Source organism: Streptomyces sp. NPDC039430 (assembly GCF_055639435.1).
This window is the reverse complement of the sequence record NZ_JBVKAK010000006.1, coordinates 377,714-399,932: the sequence shown is the minus strand read 5'-3', so window position 1 is coordinate 399,932 and position 22,219 is coordinate 377,714. Positions and strand designations below refer to the sequence as shown.

The following is a 22,219-nucleotide window of genomic DNA, read 5'->3' as shown; positions in this document are numbered from 1 at the left end:
CGAGTTGACGTGAACGGCCAGGGTCTCGTCCCGGCTGCCGGGAAGGCATCGCCTCAACTGCCCGCGCCGGTACGTCCCCAGTCGGGACCGGCCGCCGCCCAGGCGCGGTCGAGCCGCCGGTAGCGCCGCTGTACGAGCCGCCAGACGATCAACCGCCGCGCGCCCTCCACGAGTCCGACGGCCAGCGCCGTCGCGCCGAATCCGGCCAGAACCGCGTGAACGCGCGCGCTGGTCGCGTTCATCGGGCCCCGTAGCTGCTTGTCGGTCCGCCGGTCGGTCCACATACTGAACGTGTCGCCTGCGCGCGGATCGCGCAGCGGGGCGGAGACCGTACCGGTCCGCGCGCTGCCGTCCGGCGCGTACCACGTGGCGGTCACGCGGGTGCCCGGGGAGCGGTTCGAGAGTGACTCCGCGTCGTACGCGCTGCGGCGCTGGTCGGCCGCGCGGTCGACGACCACGGCGGTCGTGCGATGCCGCTGCTCGTGCTGGACGCGTACGGTGGCCCGCAGCGAGGAGTCGAGGGTGTTGCCGCAGAGCCAGCCGGCGGCGGGGGTCGCGAGGGCGAACAGCAGCACCGCTGTCAGAGCGACCCAGGCTTCCACGAGATCGGTGCCTCGGCGCAGGGGATTGTGCCGCCAGCGCCAGATCCCCACGATGATGCGCACAGTCCCGCACCTCCTTCCCGTGTCCCTTTTAGCCGTGGGGAACGGGATTTACGCGCGGAGGAGCGCAAGAGAGAGCAAGCTCACCTCGATGCCCCCTGCACGTAATGTGGGGGATACCGGGTGGTGTTCCTGTGACGCGTGGGTTTCGCACAGGTGTCACGTCGGACGAACGGGCGTCCGGAAAGGCGTCGTTCAGGGTGGGAAGCGCGAAGCGGGCGGGCGCCACGCGGCCACCCCGCCGGGCACCTGGGACCCCCGGCAGGTCAGTACCCCCCGTCGGTACCTCCGTGCCGCCGCCGTTCCCGTGCTGTCACAACGGCCGAGCCGTCACTACGGCCAACTGTCCGACATCCCCCGCGCTGTCAGTACCCCCGCGTCTGGTAGGGCCGGTTGTACGGATCGTCGTACTGCGTGTGCGTGGGCTGCGCGGCGGGCACCGGACGCGCGGCCGCCGGACGCATCGCCTCGTAGCCCGTACCGGGCATGGGGCGCTGCGGCTGCGCCTGCTGCTGGGGCTGCTGGCCGGGGTACCCCCGGGGCGGCGCCTGCTGCGGGATGTACGGCGCGGGCGCGTGCTGGAGCGGCATGGGCTGCGGCGCCTGCTGCGGGTAGCCGCCCCCGTACGAGGAGTACGAGGAGGCCGACGGTGAAGGAGCCGCCGGGAGGGCGGGCAGCGCGGCGGGCAGAGCCGGCAGATAGCTGTTGCCCGTGTCGTAGGCGGAAGGCACTCGGATCGGGGCGATCTGAGGCGTGCCCCGCTCCGCGACCAGGGAGTCGTAGATAGGGGTGTCCGGGAACGACGGCGCGGTGTAGTAACCGCCGCCGTAGGTGGCGCGGGGGGAGGTCATAGGACATAAGTTAAGCCCACCATGTGCCGGTTGGGGAGTCCGATAAGGGGGTTGTTTCGGGAGCTGTGGGTGGCTTCGGATCCCCAATGCGAGCGAACATGGGAAAAACGGTCGTCCGATGGCGTTCAGATCGTGTAAAGGGCAGGCTATCGGGGGGTTACGGCGATCCGACGGGGTCCGGCCGGTGTCCCAGCGATTAGGTTGGCCGCGGGTAATCTTCGGACACCGCGACTCGCGATGGGGGCGAGCATGTCCATGCTTAAGGGAGCCAATCTTCCGGTACAGGCGCAGGCCGTACGCGTCGAATTGGGATGGCGTTCAGGACCGGGAGTGCCGGACGTCGACGCCTCGGCACTCCTTCTCGTGTCGGGAAAGGTCCGCTCGGACGCGGACTTCGTCTTCTACAACCAGCCGGCCCACGCGTCCGGGGCCGTACGTCACGAGGGCAAGAACACCGGCCCGGACGGTGTCACGGACACGCTCGCGGTGGATCTCGCCCGGGTCGAGCCCGCCGTCGAGCGGATCGTGGTGGCGGCCTCGGCGGACGGCGGCAGTTTCGGCCGGGTACCCGGTCTGCGGGTACGGGTGCTGGACGCGGCCTCCGGCACCGAGATCGCGCGGTACGAGAGCCAGGACGCGACCGTCGAGACGGCGTTCCTCCTCGGTGAGCTGTACCGGCGCCAGGGGAGCTGGAAATTCCGGGCGGTGGGGCAGGGCTACGGCAGCGGACTGGCCGGCCTGGCAACGGACTTCGGCATCTCCGTCGACGACGAACCGGCGCCGCGCACCGCCCCGGCGGCCCCGGCGCCCGTACGTCAGGCGCCCGTACGTCCGGCGCCGGCGCGGTCCGAGCCGGTACGCCCCGAGCCCGCACGCCCCGCGGGCTCCACGCGGCCCGCCGCGCCGGCTCCGCCGCCGCCTCCGGCCGCTCCGGCCCCGGCGCCCGCACCCGTACGGCTGAGCAAGGTGACGCTGACGAAGGACGCCCCGTCCGTCTCCCTGGCCAAGCAGGGCGGCACCTCCGGCGCGATGCGCGTCAACCTCAACTGGCAGACGCGTAAACAGTTCAGGGGCTGGGGCGCCAAACTCGGCCGGGCCGTCGCCAACCACAGCGATCTCGATCTCGACCTGTGCGCGCTCTATGAACTGACCGACGGACGCAAAGGCGTTGTCCAGGCGCTCGGCAATGCCTTCGGCGCGCTCAACCAGCCGCCGTACATCCATCTCGACGGCGACGACAGGACCGGAGCGGTCTCCAGCGGCGAGAACCTCACCATCAACCTCGACCACAAGGACCGGCTGCGCCGCATCGTCATCTTCGTGACCATCTACGAAGGCGCGCGCAGTTTCGCGGATCTCGACGCGACCGTCACCCTCCAGCCGCAGCACGGAGCCCCGATCGACTTCGCGCTCGGGGAATGCACGGTGCCCTCGACGGTCTGCTCGCTGGCACTGATCACCAATACGGGCTCCGACCTCGTCGTCCAGCGCGAGGCGCGCTTTCTCGTACCGGACCGCGGAGTGAGCCCGCAGCGCACCATCGACTACGCCTATGGCTGGGGCATGAACTGGACGCCGGGCAGGAAGTGAACCGCGCGCGAAGTCCGGTCTCCCCCGACGCGGTGGGTCAGGGGTCAGGCGCGGTCTCGGGACGGGTGTACGTACGCCCCTTCCAGGCCGCGCCCCGGCCCCGGTAGTGCCGTACCGCGGAGTCGACCGTCATCAGCAGATAGAGCAGCGCGGTGAACGGCAGCAGCGGGGCCAGCCACGGCGACAGCCGGTAGTACCGCAGTATCGGGAGGTACGTCCCGGTCATCACCGCCCACGCGGCGAACCCCAGCCACCCCGCTTCCGTGTCCCCGCCGAACACCCCCGCACAGAGCGCGACGGGCGGCGCCAGATAGACCACCGCGAGACCCGCCACCGTGAGCACGAGCAGCAGCGGGTTGTGCCGGAGCTGCGCGTAGGCGCTGCGCGAGACCATCCGCCAGAGATCGGCCAGCCGCGGATAGGGGCGCACGCTGTCCACCCGCTCCGCCAGCCCCAGCCAGATCCGTCCCCCGCTCCGTCTGACCGCCCGCGCCAGTGACACATCGTCGATCACGGCCTGACGGATCGACTCGGGCACCCGCGCTCGCTCGGCGGCCTCCGTGCGCAGCAGTACGCAACCGCCGGCCGCCGCCGTGGTGCGCGCGCCGGGGCTGTTGATCCAGCGGAACGGATAGAGCTGCGAGAAGAAGTACACGAACGCCGGCACGACCAGCTTCTCCCAGCCGCTCGCGACCCGGAGCCGCGCCATCTGCGAGACCAGGTCCAGCTCGTGCGTCCTGGCCGCGACGACCAGCTCCCGGAGACTGTCGGGCTCATGGGCGATATCGGCGTCCGTCAGCAGCAGATACTCGGGGTCGCGGGCGCGGGCCAGCGCGATGCCGTGCCGCAGCGCCCACAGCTTCCCGGTCCAGCCGGGCTCCGGTTCACCGGGCGTGGCCACCGTCAGCGGCAGCCCGCCGTACCGCGCGGACAGCTCACGGGCCAGTCCGCCCGTACCGTCCGCGCTGCCGTCGTCGATGAGGAATATCTCCGCCCGGCCCGGATAGACCTGTGCCAGCAGGGACGGCAGGGACTCGGGCAGTACGGCCGCCTCGTCCCGCGCGGGTACGACGAGAGCGACGGACGGCCACCGCTTCGGATCGTCGTGGTCGGCGCCCTCGGGGCGTCCCCTCCGGTCACGGCCGCGGCCATAACCGGTGCCGTCGTACCGCGCCCCCTCACCAGCCGCGGCCTCCTCGCGCGCGGGGAGCCGTTGGTCGGTCCGCCAGAAGAACCCCTGACCCAGCAACAGCCAGCCCCAAGCGGCCAGCGAACCCATGGCGATCCAGGCAACGGTGCTCATTCGCCGCAGTCTGCACCACATCGACCGGACCGCACATGCTGTCGACTATGGTGACTGGGTGAAGATCGCACTCATGGACTCCGGCATCGGTCTGCTGGCGGCGGCCGGTGCGGTTCGCCGACTGTGCCCCGAGGCCGATCTCGTCCTCTCCTCGGACCCCGACGGGATGCCCTGGGGTCCCCGCTCCCCCCGGGATGTCACCGAACGCGCGCTGGTCGTCGCGCGGGCCGCGGCCCAACACCGCCCCGACGCGCTGATCGTCGCCTGCAACACCGCCTCCGTACACGCCCTGCCCGCGCTCCGCGCCGAGCTGGAGCCGCGCCTGCCGGTCATCGGTACGGTCCCGGCGATCAAGCCCGCGGCGGCGGGCGGCGGGCCCTTCGCGATCTGGGCCACCCCGGCCACCACGGGCAGCCCCTACCAGCGCGGTCTGATCCGTGACTTCGCCGCGAACGCCGGGGTCACCGAAGTGCCGTGCCCGGGTCTCGCGGACGCCGTGGAGAACGCCGACGAGGCCGCCATCGACCGCGCGGTCGCCGCGGCCGCCGGGCTGACCCCCCGTGATGTACGGGCCGTCGTCCTGGGCTGCACCCATTACGAACTCGTCGCGGAACGTATCCGTACCGCCCTCCGGCTGCGCGGTCTGCCGGCCGTCGTCCTGCACGGCTCGGCCGGCGCGGTCGCCGCGCAGGCGCTGCGCCGTATCGACGCGCGGTCCGCTCCGGCGGGGGTGGAAGACGGCGGGGAAGGTTTGGTCCCCGCCTCGGCGGGTCAGGGGGCCACCGGAGTGAACGTTCCCCTGAACGGTCAGGTGACCGGGGTTCCTGTGACGGGGGTTCCGGTGACGGGGCGCCTCACCGTGCTGCTCGGCGGGCGCGAGTCCGCACTGCCGGGACCCGCGCTGGCGTATGCCGAGGGACGGCTGCTCGTCGCCGTCAGTCAGGTTCACTGAAGGGTCCGCCAGGGGCGTGCGTGCCAGGGGCGTGCCGAAGCGTGCGCGAGCGGCCGTCGACCCTGTGACGTTGCCCTCCATTCGGCGGCCACAAGAATCCTCCTTGGGTGGAATCTGAGTACGCTGCTTGCCATGAGGGAGTACCCGCGGCAGGAGGGCCAAGGCGCCGAGCCCCTGCCCGAGACCTGGACCGGGCGCGCGACCAACCGTGTGCAGTGGCTGCTCGCCGCCGCGGGCGCCGGGTGCGTCGCGCTCGGGGTACAGCTGGCCGTGGACTCCAACTGGACGTCCGGTGTCACCGCCCTGCTGATGTCCGTCATCGGCTGTGTGGCGGCGGGCCTGCTGATCCTCTTCGGCACCCTGGCCTTCGTCCATGTGGCGGTGAGACTCGACGGCGACTGCCTGGAAGTGCGCTGCGGCCATATGGGACTGCCGCGCCGGCGTATCGAACTGGCGCATGTCGTGGACGCCGACTTCGTCCCCCGGGTCACCCCGCGCCAGTGGGGCGGCTGGGGGTACCGCTGGCGTCCCGAGATGGGCACCGCCGTGGTGGTGCGCCGAGGAGAGGCACTCGTCCTCACGTTGGGCGACGGCAGGACCTTCACGGTGACGGTGGACGACGCCGAGTCGGCGGTGCGGATCATCCGCGGCCGGCTGCTGCTGCTTCCCAAGCCCAACGCGGCGGGCGTCTGAGCCGCGGTTCGGGCCGTCGTTCGAGGGGTCGTTCGAGCCGTGGTTCCGTCGGCGTCCCGGCCGCTCCAGTCGAGGTCCGGGCCGTTCCGTCGGCGTCCGGCCGCTTCAGTCGAGCTCCGGCCGTTCCGTGGAGCGCGTCCAGATCCGTTCCGTGGTGCCAGTCCGACCCGTTCCTGGGGCCCGTTCGGGCCCGTTCCGTGGAGCCTATGCCGGGTCGGCCGCCCTGCGCGCCGTCGCCAGGCCCGCGAGCAGGCTCGCGCCCGCCGTCACCGGTGTGAAGCTCAGCGCGTTGCCCACGCTCGCCAACACGGCCAGTGCCGTCAGGGTGGCGCCCGCCGTCAGCACCACCGGAGTGGAGCACGGCGAGCGCCCCAGTCCGTACAGCAGCCAGCCGAAGACCGCCCCGAGCAGCAGTACGCCCACCACGCCCTGTTCCGCGGCCTGCTGGAGCGGCGCCGAGTGCGGCGTGCCGTCGGTGTCCAGCGACTGCGAGACGGTCGGGCTGAGGTCGCCGAAGCGGTCAGGCCCGACTCCGAACAGCGGATTCTCCTTCGCCAGCCCGGCCGCGTCGTGCCACAGCGCCACCCGGTGCTGGGTGAGCTGCCCCTCCAGCGAGACCGAGAGCCCCTCGGGCAGCGCCCGCTCCGCCACCGCCCAGGACACGCCGACGACCAGCGCGGTCACCAGCCCGAGCCCGGCGAGGGCGAGCAGCCGGCGCCGCATCCTGGCCGCCGCCAGCGAGCAGAGCAGTACTCCGAGCGCCGCGACGAACCCCACGAAGGAACCGAGCAGTGAGGCGGTGCCCGCGACCACCAGCGCCTGCACCCGCAGTGCCGCGCGCGCGGCCGGGCGCCGGGCCGCCGTGGCCGCGCAGCAGGCCGCGCCCGCCGCCAGGACGAGCAGCGCGGTGACCGCGCCGGTGCCGCCGGACGGTGTGACGACGGCCACCGTCGTACCGAACGTCCTGTCGCTCGATACGAGCGCCGCCACGAGCGCGCCGACCGACACGACCGTCGCGGTGGCGACCGGCACCAGCGACCCGCTGATCCGGCCGAACACATATCCCGCGGTGACGGCGAGCACCGCGAGCAGGGCGCCCTCGGGCCGGCCGTCGCGCCCCGCCGCACTGATCAGCGGCCACACGGCGCAGCCGCCGAGGACGAGAGCGCCCAGCACATCGGGTCCGCGGCCTCGTTCTCCCCCGGGGTCGCGGAGGTGTCCCCGTACGGCTTCCCGTACCGCGGAGTCCTCCGCCGGCGCAGTCATCCCGTCGACCCCCTGAGCTGTGACGGGCCCCGTCCGATGACGGCCGGATCCGGCCGTCAGGTGGTGGTCAGGGCTGGCGCACACGGTAACCGCAATCGTGGGGATATGTGGAGACCCTGCGAAGGAACGTTACTGCGCGCGGATGGCCGACGAAGCGACGGGGCCACCCTCCGATCTCCCGGCCGGATCACCCGATCGGTCTACCCGACACGGACGGACCGCCGGGCGCCCGGCGGACGGACCGACGGGCCGGCCGTCGGACCGCCCGGTGGACCGGGACCCAGGATCACCGTGCTCCCCGGCGCACAGCGGATCACCGTAGACTCCGCCGGGTGAGCGCCACCATGACCACCGTTGAGCCCCCTTCGCCCGCCCCCGCGCCCAGCGGCGGGCAGCGCCTGCTGCGAGGGCTCGCCAGGCCCGGCGCCGCGCTGGTGTCCGGCGTACTGCTCTACGCGAGCTTCCCGCCCCGCACCCTGTGGTGGCTGGTGCTGCCAGGCTTCGCCCTGCTCGCCTGGAGCCTGTACGGGCGGCGGGCGCGCGCCGGGTTCGGGCTCGGGTACCTCGCGGGCCTCGGCTTCCTGCTGCCGCTGCTGTTCTGGACGGGCGCCGAGGTCGGGCCGGGGCCCTGGCTCGCGCTGGTCGCGGTGGAGGCCCTCTTCATCGGCCTCACCGGACTCGGGATCGCGGTCGTCGGCCGGCTCCCCCTGTGGCCGGTCTGGGCCGCGGCCGTCTGGATCCTCGGCGAGGCGGTCCGCGCCCGGGTGCCGTTCGGCGGGTTCCCCTGGGGCAAGATCGCCTTCGGCCAGGCCGACAGTGTCTTCCTTCCCCTCGCCGCGCTCGGCGGTACGCCGCTGCTCGGCTTCGCCGTCGTGCTGTGCGGCTTCGGACTGTACGAGACGCTGCGCCAGGTCCTCGCGTACCGCCGGACCGGAACGCTCCCGCGCCGGGCCATGGCCGCCGCCGCGGCCACCGTGTTCGTCCCGCTCGCCGTGGCGCTCGCCGCCCTGCCGCTGGTCGACGACTCCGCCGAGGACGGCACCGCGACCGTCGCCGCCGTACAGGGCAACGTGCCGCGAGCCGGTCTGGAGTTCAACGCCCAGCGCCGCGCGGTCCTCGACAACCACGTACGCAGGACCCTCCAGCTCGCCGCCGATGTGAAGGCCGGCAAGGAGCCGCGGCCCGACTTCGTGCTGTGGCCGGAGAACTCCTCCGACATCGACCCGTACCGCAACGCCGACGCGCGAGACGTGATCGACCAGGCCGCCAGGGCGATCGGGGTCCCCATCTCCGTCGGCGCCGTCGTCACCCCCGACACCGGGCCGCTGCGCAACACCCAGATCCTGTGGGACCCGGAGCGCGGCCCGACCGAGACGTACGACAAGCGGCAGATCCAGCCCTTCGGCGAATTCCTGCCGATGCGCTCGCTGGTGAAGACGATCAGCCCCGGATACGCCGAGATGGTGCGCCGGGACTTCGGTCGGGGCACGAAGCCCGGGGTCTTCGACCTCGCGGGCACCGAGGTGGGGCTCGCGACCTGTTACGAGGCGGCCTTCGACTGGGCCGTACGGGACACCGTCACGCACGGCGCCCAGCTGATCTCCGTACCCAGCAACAACGCCACCTTCGACCGCAGCGAGATGACGTACCAGCAGCTGGCCATGTCGCGGGTACGGGCGGTCGAGCACAGCAGGACCGTGATCGTGCCGGTCACCAGCGGTGTCAGCGCGATCATCCAGCCGGACGGGACGATCACGCAGCAGACCGGGATGTTCACCCCGGACGCCCTGGTGGCCGAGGTGCCGCTGCGCTCCTCGCTCACCCCCGCCACCCGGCTGGGCACCCTGCCGGAAGGCCTGCTGGCGGCGGTCGCGGTGGCAGGACTCGGGTGGGTGGCGTTCCGTTCCGTACGCAACCGGCGTCACACCGCGGGCCGTTAGGGTCGGAGCATGGCAACACCTGACTTCATCCGAGAGATCCGGGCCACCGCCGGACACCAGCTCCTTCTGCTGCCGGGCGTGAGCGCGATCGTCTTCGACGACGAGGGGCGTGTGCTGCTCGGGCGGCGCGTCGACACCGGGCGCTGGTCGATCGTCGGCGGGATCCCGGAGCCGGGGGAGCAACCCGCGGTCACGGCGGTGCGCGAGGTGTACGAGGAGACCGCCGTGCGGTGTGTGGCGGAACGGGTCGTGCTCGTCCAGGCGCTGAAGCCGGTCACCTACCCCAATGGCGACCAGTGCCAGTACATGGACATCACCATCCGCTGCCGCGCTGTCGGAGGTGAGGCGCGGGTCAACGACGACGAGTCGCTGGACGTGGGGTGGTTCGCCGTGGACGCGCTGCCGGCGCTGGAGGAGTTCGCGCTCTTCCGGATCAAGCAGGCGCTCACCGATGCACCCACATGGTTCGAACCCACCACTTCGGAGTGAAGTGTGGGCGCTGACCATATCGGTCGGGGCCGACACCGCTCCTTAAGGTGCGGAACATGACCGCGCCCACCACACCCGAGTCCGTACCGGGTCCGGGCCCCCGTACCCCGGGGTCCCCCCGCACCGCCGACCGTCCCGCAGCCACCGACGATGCCGTTGTCCCGGCCTCGCTCTCTCTCGATCTGACGGGCCGCACCGCGCTGGTCACCGGCGCCGCGAGCGGCATCGGCCGGGCCTGCGCGCTGCGGCTCGCGGCGGCGGGGGCCCTGGTCAGAGCCGTGGACCGGGACGGTCATGGTCTCGACTCCCTGGCCGGGGAGTCGGACGGGCCGGGAACGATCGAACCGCGGGTCCTCGACCTGACCGATCTCGACGCGGCGGAGCGCGTGGGGCGGGGCACCGACATCCTGGTCAACAACGCGGGACTGCAACTGGTCCGCCCCATCGAGGACTTTCCGCCGGACGTGTTCCACACCGTCCTGACGGTCATGCTGGAGGCGCCCTTCCGGCTGATCAGGGGCGCGCTCCCGCACATGTATGGCCAAGGCTGGGGCCGAATCGTCAATATCTCCTCCGTACATGGGCTGCGCGCCTCCGCCTACAAGTCGGCCTATGTGGCGGCCAAACATGGCCTCGAAGGACTCTCCAAGACCGCCGCCCTGGAAGGCGCTTCGCACGGGGTCACCTCCAACTGCGTCAATCCGGCGTATGTGCGCACACCACTGGTCGAGAAGCAGATCGCCGACCAGGCCGAGACACATGGCATCCCCCGGGAGCGGGTCGTGGCCGATGTCCTGCTCCAGGACTCCGCGCTCAAGCGGCTTCTGGAACCGGACGAGGTGGCCGAGGCGGTGGCCTATCTCTGCACTCCTCAGGCGTCGTTCATCACGGGCACCTCGCTCGCGCTCGACGGCGGCTGGACCGCGCACTGACCACGCACTGACCGTGCACTGTCCTCGGGCGGGCGCTGTCGGGTCTCGGCGGGGGTATCGGCTGGTCTCGGCGGCGCCCCGGACGGGAGTCGACGGTGGGGCGGGAAGGGGGCTGGCGGTGGCCCGGAGGGGGTTGCGGTGGCCTCGACGGGGGGCCGGGTTGTCCACATCGCATCCGTTGTCCACAGGGCTGGCGCGGCCGGCCGTAGGGCGGGTAATCCTGTGTCCATGTCCGATGCCATGTCCCACGACCAGGCTTCCTACCTGGAGCTCCTCGCACGCGGCGCCGCGCCGGAGGCGTACGACCGCCCCGCGCTGCTCGCCCGTGCCGAAGGAGCCGGGCCGGAGGCGCTCGCCGCGCTGGAGCACGCCAAGCGGCTCGCCCTGCGGGTACGGGCCGAGCTCGCGGAGCGACGGCGCCGCGAGGCCGAGCTGTCGGCGCTCTTCGAGACCGCGCACGACCTGGCGGGGCTGCGTGATCTGGACGCCGTGCTGCGCGCGATCGTCCAGCGCGCGCGTTCGCTGCTCGGCACGGAGGTCGCCTACCTCTGCCTCAACGACCCGGCGGCGGGTGACACGTACATGAGGGTCACCGAGGGCTCGGTATCGGCCCGCTTCCAGCAGCTCCGCCTCGGCATGGGAGAGGGGCTCGGCGGACTCGTCGCCCAGACCGCGCGCCCCTACGTCACCGACAGCTACTTCGACGATCCGCGCTTCGAGCACACCACGGCCATCGACTCCGGGGTACGGGACGAGGGGCTGGTCGCCATCCTCGGCGTGCCGCTCATGCTCGGCAGCCAGGTCATCGGTGTGCTCTTCGCCGCGGACCGCCATGCCCGGGTCTTCGAGCGCGAACAGATCGCCCTGCTCGGCTCGTTCGCCGCGCACGCGGCGGTCGCGATCGACACCGCGAATCTGCTGGGGGAGACCCGGACGGCGCTCGCCGAGCTGGAGAAGGCCAACGGAATCATCAAGGAGCACAGCGCGGTCATCGAGCGCGCCTCGGACGTGCACGACCGGCTGACCGAACTGGTGCTGCGCGGCGGGGGTGTCCACGACGTGGCGAGCGCGCTCTCCGAAGTCCTCGACGGCACGGTGGAGTTCGCGCACCCCGATTCCCCTTCGGTGACCGCGCTGGAACTCACCGGCACCGCCGGCCGCGCCAAGCGCCACGGCGAGGTCTGGGGCGCGGCCGTATCGGCCGGCGGCGAACTGCTCGGCGCGCTCGTCCTGCGCGGGCACCCCGGCCTCGACCCCGTGGACCAGCGCACCCTGGAGCGGGCCGCCATGGTCACCTCCCTGCTGCTGCTCGCCCGCCGCTCCGCCGGGGAGGCGGAACAGCGGGTACGGGGCGAGCTGCTGGACGACCTCCTCGACGCCCCCGACCGCGATCCGCGCCTGCTGCGTGAACGGGGCGCCCGGCTGCGCGCGGACCTCGACGCCCCGCATGTGGTGCTGGCCGCCCGGATCGACGGCCCCGCCCCCGGCACGGCCGGCCCCTCGGCCGCCACCGAACGGGAGACCGCCGACCGGCGCCGCCTGTGGTCCGCCGCGTCCCATCTCGCGGCGACCGGACAGGGCCTGGCCGCCACCCGCGACGGCGGCACGGTCCTGCTGCTGCCGCTCGCCCCCGGCGACACCGCGGCCGAGCTGGCGCGGCGTACGGCCGGGCAGCTCGGCGGCGCCCTGCGCGAGTCCGTCACCATCGGCGCGTCCTCGGTCATCGAGGCGCCCGCCGCGCGTCCGGGCGCGATAGCCGAGGCGTACGCGGAAGCCCGGCGCTGCCTCGACGCCCTGCGGCTGCTCGGCCGCTCGGGCGACGGCGCGGCCGCCCAGGACCTCGGCTTCCTCGGTCTGCTGCTCGCCGACACCCGCGACATCGAGGGCTTCGTGCACCGCACCATCGGCGAGGTCGTCGCGTACGACCTGCGCCGGGGCACGGACCTCGTGCGCACCCTGGGCGCCTACTTCGCGTCCGGGATGAGCCCGGTCCGTACGAAGGACGAACTGCACGTGCACGTCAACACCGTGGCCCAGCGGCTCGAACGCGTCGCCCGGCTGCTCGGCCCCGACTGGCAGTCACCGGCGCGGGCTCTGGAGATCCAGCTGGCGCTGCGGCTGCACGCGATGTCGGAGGCGGTCGTACGGTGAACGGGGAGTTCCTCCGTATGACCGCCTCCGACAGTGCCCCTCAGGCTCAGCCGATACGGGAACCGGCGTCGTCGGCCCGCCGCGGCGAGGGCACCCCCGGCCGGGCCGGCTCCGCGTCCACATCGGCCAGATCGCGGTGCCGGGTCTCCCGGGCGCACACGATGGCGACGACGGTGATCAGCGCGGCGGCGATGACGTACAGGGCGATCGGCGTCGAGCTGTCGTAGTCGGCGAGCAGCGCCGTGGCGATGAGCGGCGCCGGCGCGCCGGCCGCGACCGAGGAGAACTGCGCGCCGATCGAGGCACCGGAGTAGCGCATCCGGGTCGCGAACATCTCCGAGAAGAACGCCGCCTGCGGCGCGTACATCGCGCCGTGCAGCACCAGCCCGACCGTGACGGCCAGGAGCAGATTGCCGAAGCTCGCGCTGTCGATCAGCGCGAAGAACGGGAACATCCAGGCGCCGACACCGATGGCGCCGATCAGATAGACGGGGCGGCGCCCGATCCGGTCCGACAGCGCGCCCCAGGCGGGGATCACCGCGAAGTGGACGGCGGAGGCGATGAGTACGGCGTTGAGGGCCGTCTGCTTGCTCAGCCCTGTCGAGGTCGTGGCGTACACCAGGATGAAGGCGGTGATCACGTAGTAGCTGATGTTCTCGGCCATCCGCGCGCCCATCGCCACCAGCACGTCCCGCCAGTGGTGCCGCAGGACGGCGACGAGCGGCATCTTCTCCGTAGCGGCCCCGGCGGCGGCCTTCCGTTCCTCGGCCTTGGCCAACGCCTCCTTGAAGACGGGTGATTCATCGACCGAGAGCCGGATCCACAGGCCGACGATCACCAGCACGCCGGAGAGCAGGAACGGAATGCGCCATCCCCACGAGGTGAAGGCGGCGTCCGAGAGCAGCGCGGTGAGTGCCGACAGCACCCCGGTGGCGAGCAACTGCCCGGCCGGCGCCCCGGTCTGCGGCCACGAGGCCCAGAACCCGCGCCGCTCGGCGTCCCCGTGCTCGGACACCAGCAGCACGGCCCCGCCCCACTCACCACCGAGCGCGAACCCCTGAATCAGCCGCAACACGGTCAACAGCACGGGCGCCGCCGTACCGATGGTGGCGTGCGTGGGCATCAGCCCAATGGCGAACGTCGCCCCGCCCATCATCAGCAGACTCAGCACCAGCAGCTTCTTGCGCCCGATCCGGTCGCCGTAATGCCCGAACACCAACGCGCCGAGCGGCCGCGCGGCGAAGCCCACGGCGTAGGTGAGGAAGGACAGCAGCGTCCCGACGAGCGGATCCGAGTCGGGAAAGAAGAGCTTGTTGAACACCAGCGCGGCGGCGGACCCGTAGAGGAAGAAGTCATACCACTCGATGGTCGTGCCGATGAGGCTGGCGGCGACGATGCGCTTGAGTGAACTGGGCGTTGGGGGAGCGGATGCCGAGGCAGCCATGGTCACCACTTCCGAGCGGTCTGGGGACGGTTGCTGTGTCGCCACACCGTAGGAATGCCCAGGTCAAGGGCCCATATGGTGGGACACCATAGTTCAGCCCCTAGGTGTGCGTGTGCGACCCATGTCAGGCATCCGGGACGGGCGACACGGGCGCCGACAAAATTCTGAGTCCGACCAACCATGCGAGTGCGTCGAGGCTGGCCGGGACATCACCGCTGTCAACGTTGATTACAGTCACGGCGCCGGTCTCCGGATGAGCAACGGTGACACCGCGCTCATCAAACGCGGCTAGGTGGTCGGAGAAGACCGAACCGGGAAGACCGAACCGGACGGAGAGCAGCCGTGTGGCCGGCGCGGTCACTCCCCGGAAGGAGTGGTCTGCGCCGGGCGCGCCGGACGCTACGGGGCCTCAGCGTTCACCTGAGTCACCCGCGCCGTGGAAATTCCCATGACCTCAACGATCCGGTCGGCGGCCCTCACGGAAAAGAGCCCCTTGGTCACGCTGAGGATGAATCCCGGCGCGGGAGGATGGTGCACCTCCCGCAGCAGAAAGAACACCTCCCCCTCCGCCGGGGAGAAAGCGAAGCACACCCATTCCGCGTGGTCGTTGACGGTCTCCGGATCGCCCCAACGCTCCTCCAGCGCCGTGCGATGGACATCGACCTGAGCGAGATACTTCATGTCGCCAAGGCGGACATCCCGTTCGGAAATCCTCTTCAACCCTGCTGGTTCCAGCTCACTCGCATCCATGCCTACCGCACCTCCGTGACGATGACTGGAACAGAAGCCCATTCGTCGCCGTCCTTGGTGAAGGAGCGGACGCCGGCTTCGGCTTGGCGTTCGCCGGGATCGGGCCCCTATGTGGTCCACCGTCGCCGGGCTCCGCCGCGAGACGGCGCAAATCAGCGTCGCCACCGTTGCCCGCCGCGCAGGCGTGTCCAGGATCTTCCTCCATGGACCGAGGAGACGATCCAGCGGATCACCACCGGGAACGCCCGTCAAACAGCGTCTCCGTCAGCTCATCACCGACAACCGCACCCTGGACGCACGGCTCAAGGCAGCCCGCTCGAACCTCCGCGCGTCTGCTGTTCCACCACGTCCCGCAGCTCGGCCACGATCTGCTCGTAGCGGGACGGGGTCACGTCTCCGACGTCGCGATGTGCCGATCTCCGCTCGCAGCGGTCCTGGCCGGGGATGTTGCACCGGTGACAGTCCGATCGCCCTGTGGCGGGTAGGCATGCGGTACCCGCGCCATAGCAGTTCCTGGGAGGAGAACGAGGCCATGCCGGAAGCGATCTACGGATCGCTGGGGGCCTTCGGGGGGCCCTCATCACCGCGGCCGCCGCATACTGGGGTCCGTGGAGGATGGCACAAGCCACCCGCAAGGATGCCCAAGAAGTCGAAGCACGGACCTGCGGAGACGCCGAGATCACACGCATCATTGCCATGCGGACGACTACGCGCCTCCGGCGGAATCACCTTGCGCAGACCATCCCCACGCTCGAACTGGGCTTACCCGTGGACTACGCCGCCTTCGACGCTGCGGTGACCTCCGCCCGGAACGCCGCGCGATCCGCACTCGACCACGCCCTGCACGACGGCGTCTGGGTGCAGCGGACCCATTACGGGACGCCTTTTCCTGCTGCCTCCGACGATGGCGAATTCCGTGTAATGAGCGCGCTCAACCGACTGACCGAACTCATACGTTCCGAACTCACACACGCGGAAATGATCAGGGGATCGGGGATCGGAGAGTGCCTAGTACTCCAGCCGTAGATCGTGATCTTGGTGGTGAGGGGCGCCGAGGCGGCAGGTGGCCAGCGTCGATCACCTTGCCCGAGATCGCCCACGCCGTCGCGGGCACCGGCTCCTTCTCCGTCTACTCGAGTTCACCGAGACGGAGGGCATCCCTTATCTCGCTGAGCTTCGCGGTCGTGGCCGGGGTCCGCTCCTGCGCTTGTTCAGCGAGTCGGAGGGCGTCGTCAATCTCGCTGAGCTTCACGGAGGACAGGACGGCCGCCCGCTCTATCAGGTCGTCCCGGGACACAGTGGTCAGCCACGTGCACGGCGTGAAGCCTGGACGCGGGAACGCGAGACGCAACACGCCTTCGAACGGCAGTCCTTCACCGGCGCCGACCGTCACTTCGATGCCCAGACCGCTGATGTCGACGCCCGCAGGAGCGACGACCTGCATCACCCGGATCTCGGACGTGTCGTCTCCCGACAGCAGTACGACCAACCTCCGCTCGTCGAACTGGACCCACCAGACTTCGCCACGTCGCACAAGTCCTCCAGACACATGACGGCAGGCAGACACTGAGCGACATCATGCGGTGGCCGCGGGTCACAGCGTAGACCCTGCCCGCCGGCAGGAGGCGTTCGAGGGCCTGATGGCCCGGATCGCGGGCCGGTTCGCACGGGTCACACCCCGATGTCGGGTCGGGCGGTTGGTGCTCGGGCTGCTGTCGGACCTGCCGCGCAAAAACTGCTGGACCATCGCGGAGTGGGCCGGAGAGAGCACCCCGGACGGCATGCAGCACCTGCTCGGGTGGGCCAAGTGGGACGCCGACCAGGTCCGCGACGACGTGCGGGCCTACGTGGTGGAGCATCTGTGGGACGACCAGGCCGGTTCTGGTGGTCGACGAGACCGGCGACGTGAAGAAGGGCACCGACACCGTCGGTGTCCAGCGCCAGTACACCGGCACTGCGGGCAGGATCGAGAACGCGCAGGTCGCCGTCTATCTGCAGCGCGAGACACGGGAGGCGATTGAAGCCGTCATGGAGGCTCGGCGCGCCCAAACACGCGCTGCCGCTGCCTACAGGAAGACGGCGCACCGCCTGAAGGACGGCGGAATCACCGGGGCCGATATTGCGCAGCTTCTCGGCGTCTCTCGCCAACGGGTATCTCAGCTCACGAAAGTCGACGACGCTTCCTAGGCCACGCAACGCACCGGGATGTGCCTTCGGCGGCTGGACGAAGATGTTCACGGATCCTCGCCCCTGCGCGGCCATCGTCGACCGCCTCACCTTCAACGGCACGATCATCGGGACCGGCACCGACTCCTACTGCCTCGCCAGCACCCGCGCATGGTTTTAGTGGGCCTTGAGCAGTGTGGACAGGCGCTCGCTCGGCGTTTTCCAGTCGAGCCTTGAGGGGCCTGCTGTTCAGTTCGGTGGCAACGGTGTTCAGGCGTCCGCGAGTGTGGACGGACAGGTCGGTGTTCTTTGGGAGGTGCTGCCGGAGCAGGCCGTTCTTGTCCGGGGCTTGTGACTCCTGGTCAGAAAGGCACGGACAGTCCGGCCTCTCGCAGTGTGATCAGCGCCCTGCCCATGCATTCCTCGACGGAGGCACCATCAGCCCGCACCCCTCCGGACAGAGGGCCACCACCGGCAGCGAAGGTCCACGCCGGCCGGCCGTCCCGCATTCGCTCCGCGTCTACCCGGATCATGGCCCCCACACCTTGCTCACCGAGCCATTCCAAGATGAGCAGGGTCGCGTCCTCGACGCCTTGGTCCGGATCCAGCTTGGGCCACCGCCCCTTTGCCCTGGTCATGACCGAACCCTACGCAGGCTCCTGCCCGGCCGGTCGGCGGGGCAGGAGCCTTGAGCAGACGAACGGGCCTGCGCGCAGGCGAGTTCGGGGTCGGCAACAGTCAGGTCGCCGAGCGCAACTCGTCCAGTTCGCCACTGATCGCCGCTCGCAGCACGTCATGCTGCGGACCGAGCCTGAACCGCTCGTCGCTCCACCGTTCTCGCGGATAGAGCCACACCGGAGCACTCAGCACGTCGGCCGGCTTCCAGTCGAACCGCGGCCAGACATGCGCTCGGGTTCTCGCCCCTCAGCGCAGCCCCGATCCGATCCGTCCGCCAGTCACCCGTCATGATCGAAACCTACATTCCGGTGATCAAGGACTGCTCCTGGCTCCCCACCCTCCCCATACCGTCCCTCAGGAGCTGCCCGGGCGAACAGGCCATCCCTGTCCTACGGCATCCGCGCCGTCGAATTCCGCGGCGAGATGGCCGAGTTATAAGGTTCGACCGGGGGTGACCATGGCCGATCGCGGCTGGTATGACGACAGTGAGTACCACGACGCAGTCCAACGGGCCGAACGAGCAACGCGATTCGGCTGGGCAACGATCACTGGCACGGCAGGAGCACTGGGCTGCGCACTGATCTTCCTGGTCGCGCTCTGCGTCGTCGCAGTCGTTGCTTGCCTATACGTCGTGGTGGCTCTGGACTACTAGAATCTGCCTTCACACTTCGCGCCGCCAAGGGCGCCTATGCGCGCCCGTACGCGGCCAAGTTCGTCGAGTGCCCCGGGAAGCGCCAACGTCGGTGAAGGCGATGCGCCAGCTCACGGCCACCAGTCGGCGCCGTTCGAGGAGGCCCCTTCACATGGCGTCAGCGTCCCCTTCGTTGCGGCGCGTGCACACGTCCCATATGACCGAAGTGCTGCTGGACCGCGCATGCCTCCTCATGCCACGTTCGAAGCACGGGGCAATCGGCTACGGGGGCGAAGGCGCTGGTGACAGAGTTCAGCACGAAGGCCGTGGAAGCGCCGGAGCGGTTCGAGTTGTTCGCGCACGCCACGTCACGGCCGCACATGCCCAACCGGCTCCGTAGCGACGAACACCACGACTTCCGCGCCACAGCGCGTCTTTTGCGCTTGGCCCGAGATCTACCAGGTCCACTGCCTGGTCTCAGGAAGGGGCCGCATAGCCCAAGACGGGCGTGACACCGCCCTCCACCCCGGGCAGTTCGTGATCGCGCACAGCAGCCGCCCAGCCCCGAGATCCCGGGGCTCCGAGGGGGCGAGTCATATCTCCGGCAGGGACCCACCGGCGTCCATGGCAGACCGCTGGGCGGCCCCGGTCCGTCACGTGGCTACGAGTCGTCGTCGTCCACAATGAGCGCAAAGGCTCGGATGCCGCTGTACGGAGTAGATGGAGTTCCTTCCGTCGGCTTCGCAGTCCGACAAGTACTGGTAGTAGCCGACGATTACCTCATCCTGGATGGTGCTCGGTGCGGCTGCCGTCGCCTTCGTGCCGACGGGCGCGGGCGCCGCCTGTGCGGCAGTGGTGCCACCGGTCAGCGGGGCGGCTCCCTCGCACCGCTGCGCCGGCGAGTGCATGTCGAATCCTCATTCTTCCCCCTCAGGTGAAGTGGGCTGTTCGGGCCCGCGGTATCCATGGTGCTGGGGGAGACCGTGGGTGTCGGGGATTCGCGTACGCCCGTGATGGAGTCGGCGCACCTCCACGACGTACGACCGCTCCTGGACGACTCCCCTGGTGAGGGCGAGGGGCTCGGGCTCGTGGACGTCGGGTGGGTCCTGTCAGTCGCGGGGCAGCAGTGTGCCCAAGGGGCCGAGATCCAGGTTGAGGTCTTCCATGCTGAGCCCGTGTTGTTCGCAGAGTTCATTCATGCGTTCGTCGAGCAGCATGAGTGTGGTGCCGATTCGGTCGACCTGGTCGTCGGTGAGATCGCCCTGCTCCACCCGGCGGATCGCCTGGCGTTCCATGAGCTGGCGCAGGAGTTCCACGATGGTCAGGACCAGCGCGACCAGGTCGCGTCCCATCTGGTCGCGGTCCACGTCGATCCGCGTACTGGTCACAGCGGTCCTCCGTCCGCCCAGGGAGCGGGAACCCGTTCGCTCACCGAGGAGAGCAGGGCGTGCAGTGACAGTCTGACCAACGGGACGTCCGCGATCGCGATGACGAGGTCGCCGCTCACGACCACGCCTGTCGCCAGTACGCGGTCCAGGAGGTCGACAAGGGGCACTCCGATGGGACCGGTCAGCGGCTCCGGGGTGGCCCAGGGGACGGGCTCACGCGTCGTCATCCTCACACCTCGCCGACGAAGGAGTAGGGCACCCAGGGTCCCGACATCTCGATGTCCGTGCCGGTCGAACGGCGGAGCCCCATGATCGTACGGGCGACGTCGTCGCTCCGTTTCTCGTCCACCAGGTAGGCGGCGTTGAGTACTTGCGTCCTGCCGGGCTCCAGCGGTTCCGGAGCGTGTGTACGCAGGTGCCGGGATGCCGCGGCCACGGTGCGCATCGCAGTGTCCACGGTCTCGGCGGCGCGCAGTGCTTCGTCGTGGTGCTGTTCGCGCCGCTTCTGGATGCCTCGCTTGCGGTCCAGATAGGCCCGGCCGTCGCCGGAGGACGGGTGTCCACGGCCCGCTCCCGTGGGCGCGGCGGCCGGCGTCGGTGCGGGGGCGGGCGGGGGTGTTGGCGGCGCGTACACCTTCACTCCCCACTCGACGCGCCCTTCGATACGGCGCAGGGCGGTGTGAAAGCGTTCGGCGTCCTGCCGAAGGATCTGCCGGGCTCGCTCGTCACTCCGGTAGAGCGTGGCCAGCGGAAGGGGAACCGCGGGTCCGCGCGCGGCGACCGCGGAGACGACATGGTGGTGGGCACGGGCGCAGCGTTCCAGTTCCTGCCGGTCCGAGAGGCGTTCGCGCCAGGCGTCCTCGCTGAAGTGGCCGGCCTCGACATGCTGGACGACGGCCGTGAGTGTGCCGAGGGACAGGGGCCGCACCGGGGAGTGCTCGTCGAGTCCCGGGAGCATCGCGAGTGTGTTGTGTTCGATGTGCGCGCAGACGGCGAACACGTAGGTGGCGGTGTGTTCCCGAAGCGTGGGGCCGGGCGCGGTCATGTCCCTCGCCTCTCCTTGGTGGGCGCCGGGGACGGGGCCTGTTCGAGACTGGATTCGAGGGCTTCCAGGCGGGCGCGGAGTTCATCGTTCTCGTCCTGGAGGGCCGTACGCGCGGCGCGTGAGCTGAGAGCCGGATCGGTCTCCCACCAGTCGATGCCGGCCTTCTTGGCGGTTTCCACGGACGCGACGAACAGCCGTAGCCGGATGGTCAGCAGCTCGATGTCGAGCAGGTCGATCTTGATGTCACCGGCGATGACGATGCCTTTGTCGAGGACGCGTTCGAGGATGTCGGCGAGGTTGGTGGTGCTCGTGCCGTAGGCGGGGGCGCCATCGGGTCTGAAGTCGACGGAGGTCACCGGGCTTCGTCCTCTTCCTCGTCCTCATCCGGCTCGTCGTCGTCCTCGTCTTCTTCCTCTTCTTCGTCCTCGTACGTCCAGTCGCCGTCCTCCTCGTCCTGTGCGGCCTCTTCCTCTTCCATCGCCTCTTCGTGGGTGCGGACGACCTCGCCGTCACGGATCTCGCCCCGCCACGCGTCCTCGGGCTCCTCGTCGGTCAGCGTGACGTAGCGCTGGAAGTGTTTGAAGTCCAGACGCAGACGCCGTCCCTGCGCACGCCACAGGTTCCCGGTCTTCTCGAAGAAACCGGACGGGTAGTACTCGACGACCAGGACGATGCGGGTCAGCGCCGGTGCCAGCTCGTGGAAGCTGACCGCCCCCCGGGTCGTGCCCTTGGCGCCTTCCGAGGTCCATACGATGCGCTCGTCGGGCACCTGCTCCTGGACTGTCGCTTTGAAAGCACGGGTGGACGGACCGACCTTCGTCTTCCAGTCGCTCGTCACCTCATCGCTCTGCGACACATCGCGTACGCCTTTGGTGAAGCCGCTGAACTTCTCGTACTGCGTCCAGTGGTCGTAGGCCGTACGGAGGGGCACGCCGACATCGAGCACTTCGATGATGCTCGTCACTTTGGTGTCGCCGGACTTGCGTCCCCCGCCACCGCCGAGGGCCTCCTTGGCCTTGCCCACGACGCTGTCCTTCACGCCCTTGAGCTTCTCCGACAGGATCGCCTTGCGCGGCGATTCACCCTTGAGGAGACGGGAACCGATCGCCGGCAGTTGTCCGCCGTTCTCCGCGACATCGGCGAGCTGACCGGTGACGTCCGTCAGTTTGCCGGCGGCCTTCTCGGCGAGATGCGCCACTTGGGCCCCGAGGTAGTTCGAGATCTCCTCGCGCACGCGCCCGAGAGCTGAACCGTCCGAGTCGGAGGTGTCCTGTGGTGTCCTGGCCAT

The 22,219-nt window shown here is 70.3% G+C and carries 21 protein-coding genes and 5 pseudogenes; 11 read left to right on the top strand and 15 right to left on the bottom strand.

Annotated features, from left to right (window positions below; all coding sequences use genetic code 11):
- Nucleotides 1-53: 53 nt before the first annotated feature.
- Both ACZ7LS_RS18300 and ACZ7LS_RS18295 read right to left on the bottom strand, forming a co-directional pair.
- Complete coding sequence (locus ACZ7LS_RS18300) at nucleotides 54-665, bottom strand: Rv1733c family protein (RefSeq protein ID WP_385135459.1); 612 nt, start codon at nucleotides 663-665, stop codon at nucleotides 54-56.
- A 362-nt stretch (nucleotides 666-1,027) separates the two neighbouring features.
- Nucleotides 1,028-1,513, bottom strand: coding sequence for a DUF6643 family protein (locus ACZ7LS_RS18295; RefSeq protein ID WP_382515530.1), 486 nt, complete (start codon nucleotides 1,511-1,513; stop codon nucleotides 1,028-1,030).
- Nucleotides 1,514-1,762: 249 nt separating this feature from the next.
- Between ACZ7LS_RS18295 and ACZ7LS_RS18290 the strand changes: the two genes are divergently transcribed.
- On the top strand, nucleotides 1,763-3,103 hold the full coding sequence (locus tag ACZ7LS_RS18290) for a TerD family protein (protein WP_469448316.1): 1,341 nt from the start codon (nucleotides 1,763-1,765) through the stop codon (nucleotides 3,101-3,103).
- Between the two features lie 37 nt (nucleotides 3,104-3,140).
- On the opposite strand, the gene ACZ7LS_RS18285 is transcribed toward ACZ7LS_RS18290, so the two are convergent.
- Nucleotides 3,141-4,406 (bottom strand): glycosyltransferase, encoded by a 1,266-nt coding sequence (locus ACZ7LS_RS18285; protein WP_382671318.1) that lies wholly within the window; start codon nucleotides 4,404-4,406, stop codon nucleotides 3,141-3,143.
- Between the two features lie 58 nt (nucleotides 4,407-4,464).
- Here ACZ7LS_RS18285 and ACZ7LS_RS18280 point away from each other — a divergent pair, with 58 nt between their 5' ends.
- The gene (locus tag ACZ7LS_RS18280) at nucleotides 4,465-5,358 is read left to right on the top strand and encodes a glutamate racemase (protein WP_385135465.1); all 894 of its coding nucleotides are present in this window, start codon (nucleotides 4,465-4,467) and stop codon (nucleotides 5,356-5,358) included.
- Nucleotides 5,359-5,490: 132 nt separating this feature from the next.
- A complete protein-coding gene (locus ACZ7LS_RS18275) occupies nucleotides 5,491-6,051 on the top strand; it encodes a hypothetical protein (protein WP_382515541.1) in 561 nt (186 codons plus the stop codon).
- 204 nt (nucleotides 6,052-6,255) lie between these two features.
- On the opposite strand, the gene ACZ7LS_RS18270 is transcribed toward ACZ7LS_RS18275, so the two are convergent.
- Entirely contained in the window at nucleotides 6,256-7,317 is a 1,062-nt protein-coding gene (locus ACZ7LS_RS18270) for an O-antigen ligase family protein (protein WP_382515543.1), read from the bottom strand.
- Nucleotides 7,318-7,649: 332 nt separating this feature from the next.
- Here ACZ7LS_RS18270 and lnt point away from each other — a divergent pair, with 332 nt between their 5' ends.
- The 4 genes from lnt to ACZ7LS_RS18250 all read left to right on the top strand — a co-directional run bounded on the left by lnt (nucleotide 7,650) and on the right by ACZ7LS_RS18250 (nucleotide 12,829).
- Nucleotides 7,650-9,257: an apolipoprotein N-acyltransferase gene (lnt, locus tag ACZ7LS_RS18265; RefSeq protein ID WP_382876533.1), complete on the top strand. Its 1,608-nt coding sequence runs from the start codon at nucleotides 7,650-7,652 to the stop codon at nucleotides 9,255-9,257.
- Between the two features lie 9 nt (nucleotides 9,258-9,266).
- Nucleotides 9,267-9,746, top strand: coding sequence for an NUDIX hydrolase (locus ACZ7LS_RS18260; RefSeq protein ID WP_382515548.1), 480 nt, complete (start codon nucleotides 9,267-9,269; stop codon nucleotides 9,744-9,746).
- Nucleotides 9,747-9,802: 56 nt separating this feature from the next.
- A complete protein-coding gene (locus ACZ7LS_RS18255; RefSeq protein WP_382671326.1) occupies nucleotides 9,803-10,678 on the top strand; it encodes a 3-hydroxybutyrate dehydrogenase in 876 nt (291 codons plus the stop codon).
- A 228-nt stretch (nucleotides 10,679-10,906) separates the two neighbouring features.
- The gene (locus ACZ7LS_RS18250) at nucleotides 10,907-12,829 is read left to right on the top strand and encodes a helix-turn-helix domain-containing protein (protein WP_382968937.1); all 1,923 of its coding nucleotides are present in this window, start codon (nucleotides 10,907-10,909) and stop codon (nucleotides 12,827-12,829) included.
- Nucleotides 12,830-12,875: 46 nt separating this feature from the next.
- On the opposite strand, the gene ACZ7LS_RS18245 is transcribed toward ACZ7LS_RS18250, so the two are convergent.
- Both ACZ7LS_RS18245 and ACZ7LS_RS18240 read right to left on the bottom strand, forming a co-directional pair.
- On the bottom strand, nucleotides 12,876-14,273 hold the full coding sequence (locus ACZ7LS_RS18245) for an MFS transporter (RefSeq protein WP_382671332.1): 1,398 nt from the start codon (nucleotides 14,271-14,273) through the stop codon (nucleotides 12,876-12,878).
- Between the two features lie 399 nt (nucleotides 14,274-14,672).
- Nucleotides 14,673-15,023, bottom strand: coding sequence for a hypothetical protein (locus tag ACZ7LS_RS18240; RefSeq protein ID WP_385135471.1), 351 nt, complete (start codon nucleotides 15,021-15,023; stop codon nucleotides 14,673-14,675).
- A gap of 615 nt (nucleotides 15,024-15,638) precedes the next feature.
- Here ACZ7LS_RS18240 and ACZ7LS_RS18235 point away from each other — a divergent pair.
- Nucleotides 15,639-16,049: a hypothetical protein gene (locus ACZ7LS_RS18235; protein ID WP_382515560.1), complete on the top strand. Its 411-nt coding sequence runs from the start codon at nucleotides 15,639-15,641 to the stop codon at nucleotides 16,047-16,049.
- 103 nt (nucleotides 16,050-16,152) lie between these two features.
- Here the strand turns inward: ACZ7LS_RS18235 and ACZ7LS_RS18230 are convergent, their stop codons facing one another.
- Nucleotides 16,153-16,557 carry a type II toxin-antitoxin system PemK/MazF family toxin gene (locus ACZ7LS_RS18230; protein ID WP_385135474.1) on the bottom strand — a complete coding sequence of 135 codons (405 nt, stop codon included), beginning with the start codon at nucleotides 16,555-16,557 and terminating at the stop codon, nucleotides 16,153-16,155.
- A gap of 106 nt (nucleotides 16,558-16,663) precedes the next feature.
- On the opposite strand from ACZ7LS_RS18230, the pseudogene ACZ7LS_RS18225 reads away from it, so the two are divergent.
- Together ACZ7LS_RS18225 and ACZ7LS_RS18220 are read left to right on the top strand one after the other, a co-directional pair.
- A pseudogene (locus tag ACZ7LS_RS18225) lies at nucleotides 16,664-17,018 on the top strand (IS701 family transposase); the annotation flags it as partial.
- 214 nt (nucleotides 17,019-17,232) lie between these two features.
- Nucleotides 17,233-17,370, top strand: a pseudogene (locus ACZ7LS_RS18220) (IS21-like element helper ATPase IstB); the annotation flags it as partial.
- Here ACZ7LS_RS18220 and ACZ7LS_RS18215 read toward each other — a convergent pair.
- The 3 genes and pseudogenes from ACZ7LS_RS18215 to ACZ7LS_RS18205 all read right to left on the bottom strand — a co-directional run.
- Nucleotides 17,367-17,529 (bottom strand): annotated as a pseudogene (locus ACZ7LS_RS18215) (IS30 family transposase); the annotation flags it as partial. The pseudogenes ACZ7LS_RS18220 and ACZ7LS_RS18215 overlap by 4 nt on opposite strands.
- Nucleotides 17,530-17,551: 22 nt before the next feature.
- Entirely contained in the window at nucleotides 17,552-17,827 is a 276-nt protein-coding gene (locus tag ACZ7LS_RS18210; protein ID WP_385371727.1) for a hypothetical protein, read from the bottom strand.
- Nucleotides 17,828-17,927: 100 nt separating this feature from the next.
- A pseudogene (locus ACZ7LS_RS18205) lies at nucleotides 17,928-18,098 on the bottom strand (diadenosine tetraphosphate hydrolase); the annotation flags it as partial.
- A 799-nt stretch (nucleotides 18,099-18,897) separates the two neighbouring features.
- Between ACZ7LS_RS18205 and ACZ7LS_RS18200 the strand changes: the two are divergent.
- Nucleotides 18,898-19,185: pseudogene (locus tag ACZ7LS_RS18200) on the top strand (AraC-like ligand-binding domain-containing protein); the annotation flags it as partial.
- A gap of 422 nt (nucleotides 19,186-19,607) precedes the next feature.
- On the opposite strand, the gene ACZ7LS_RS18195 reads toward ACZ7LS_RS18200, so the two are convergent.
- Genes ACZ7LS_RS18195 through ACZ7LS_RS18175 form a run of 5 tightly spaced genes read right to left on the bottom strand, consistent with a single transcriptional unit; the run spans nucleotide 19,608 to nucleotide 22,219 of the window.
- Complete coding sequence (locus ACZ7LS_RS18195) at nucleotides 19,608-19,886, bottom strand: gas vesicle protein K (protein WP_382515569.1); 279 nt, start codon at nucleotides 19,884-19,886, stop codon at nucleotides 19,608-19,610.
- A complete protein-coding gene (locus tag ACZ7LS_RS18190; protein ID WP_129768312.1) occupies nucleotides 19,883-20,113 on the bottom strand; it encodes a gas vesicle protein in 231 nt (76 codons plus the stop codon). Before ACZ7LS_RS18190 ends, ACZ7LS_RS18195 begins: the two co-directional genes overlap by 4 nt.
- Before the next feature lie 2 nt (nucleotides 20,114-20,115).
- Nucleotides 20,116-20,931, bottom strand: coding sequence for a GvpL/GvpF family gas vesicle protein (locus ACZ7LS_RS18185; protein WP_382671347.1), 816 nt, complete (start codon nucleotides 20,929-20,931; stop codon nucleotides 20,116-20,118).
- Nucleotides 20,928-21,287 carry a gas vesicle protein gene (locus tag ACZ7LS_RS18180; protein WP_382515576.1) on the bottom strand — a complete coding sequence of 120 codons (360 nt, stop codon included), beginning with the start codon at nucleotides 21,285-21,287 and terminating at the stop codon, nucleotides 20,928-20,930. The genes ACZ7LS_RS18185 and ACZ7LS_RS18180 overlap by 4 nt, the downstream gene beginning before the upstream one ends.
- Complete coding sequence (locus ACZ7LS_RS18175) at nucleotides 21,284-22,219, bottom strand: SRPBCC family protein (RefSeq protein ID WP_385135479.1); 936 nt, start codon at nucleotides 22,217-22,219, stop codon at nucleotides 21,284-21,286. Before ACZ7LS_RS18175 ends, ACZ7LS_RS18180 begins: the two co-directional genes overlap by 4 nt.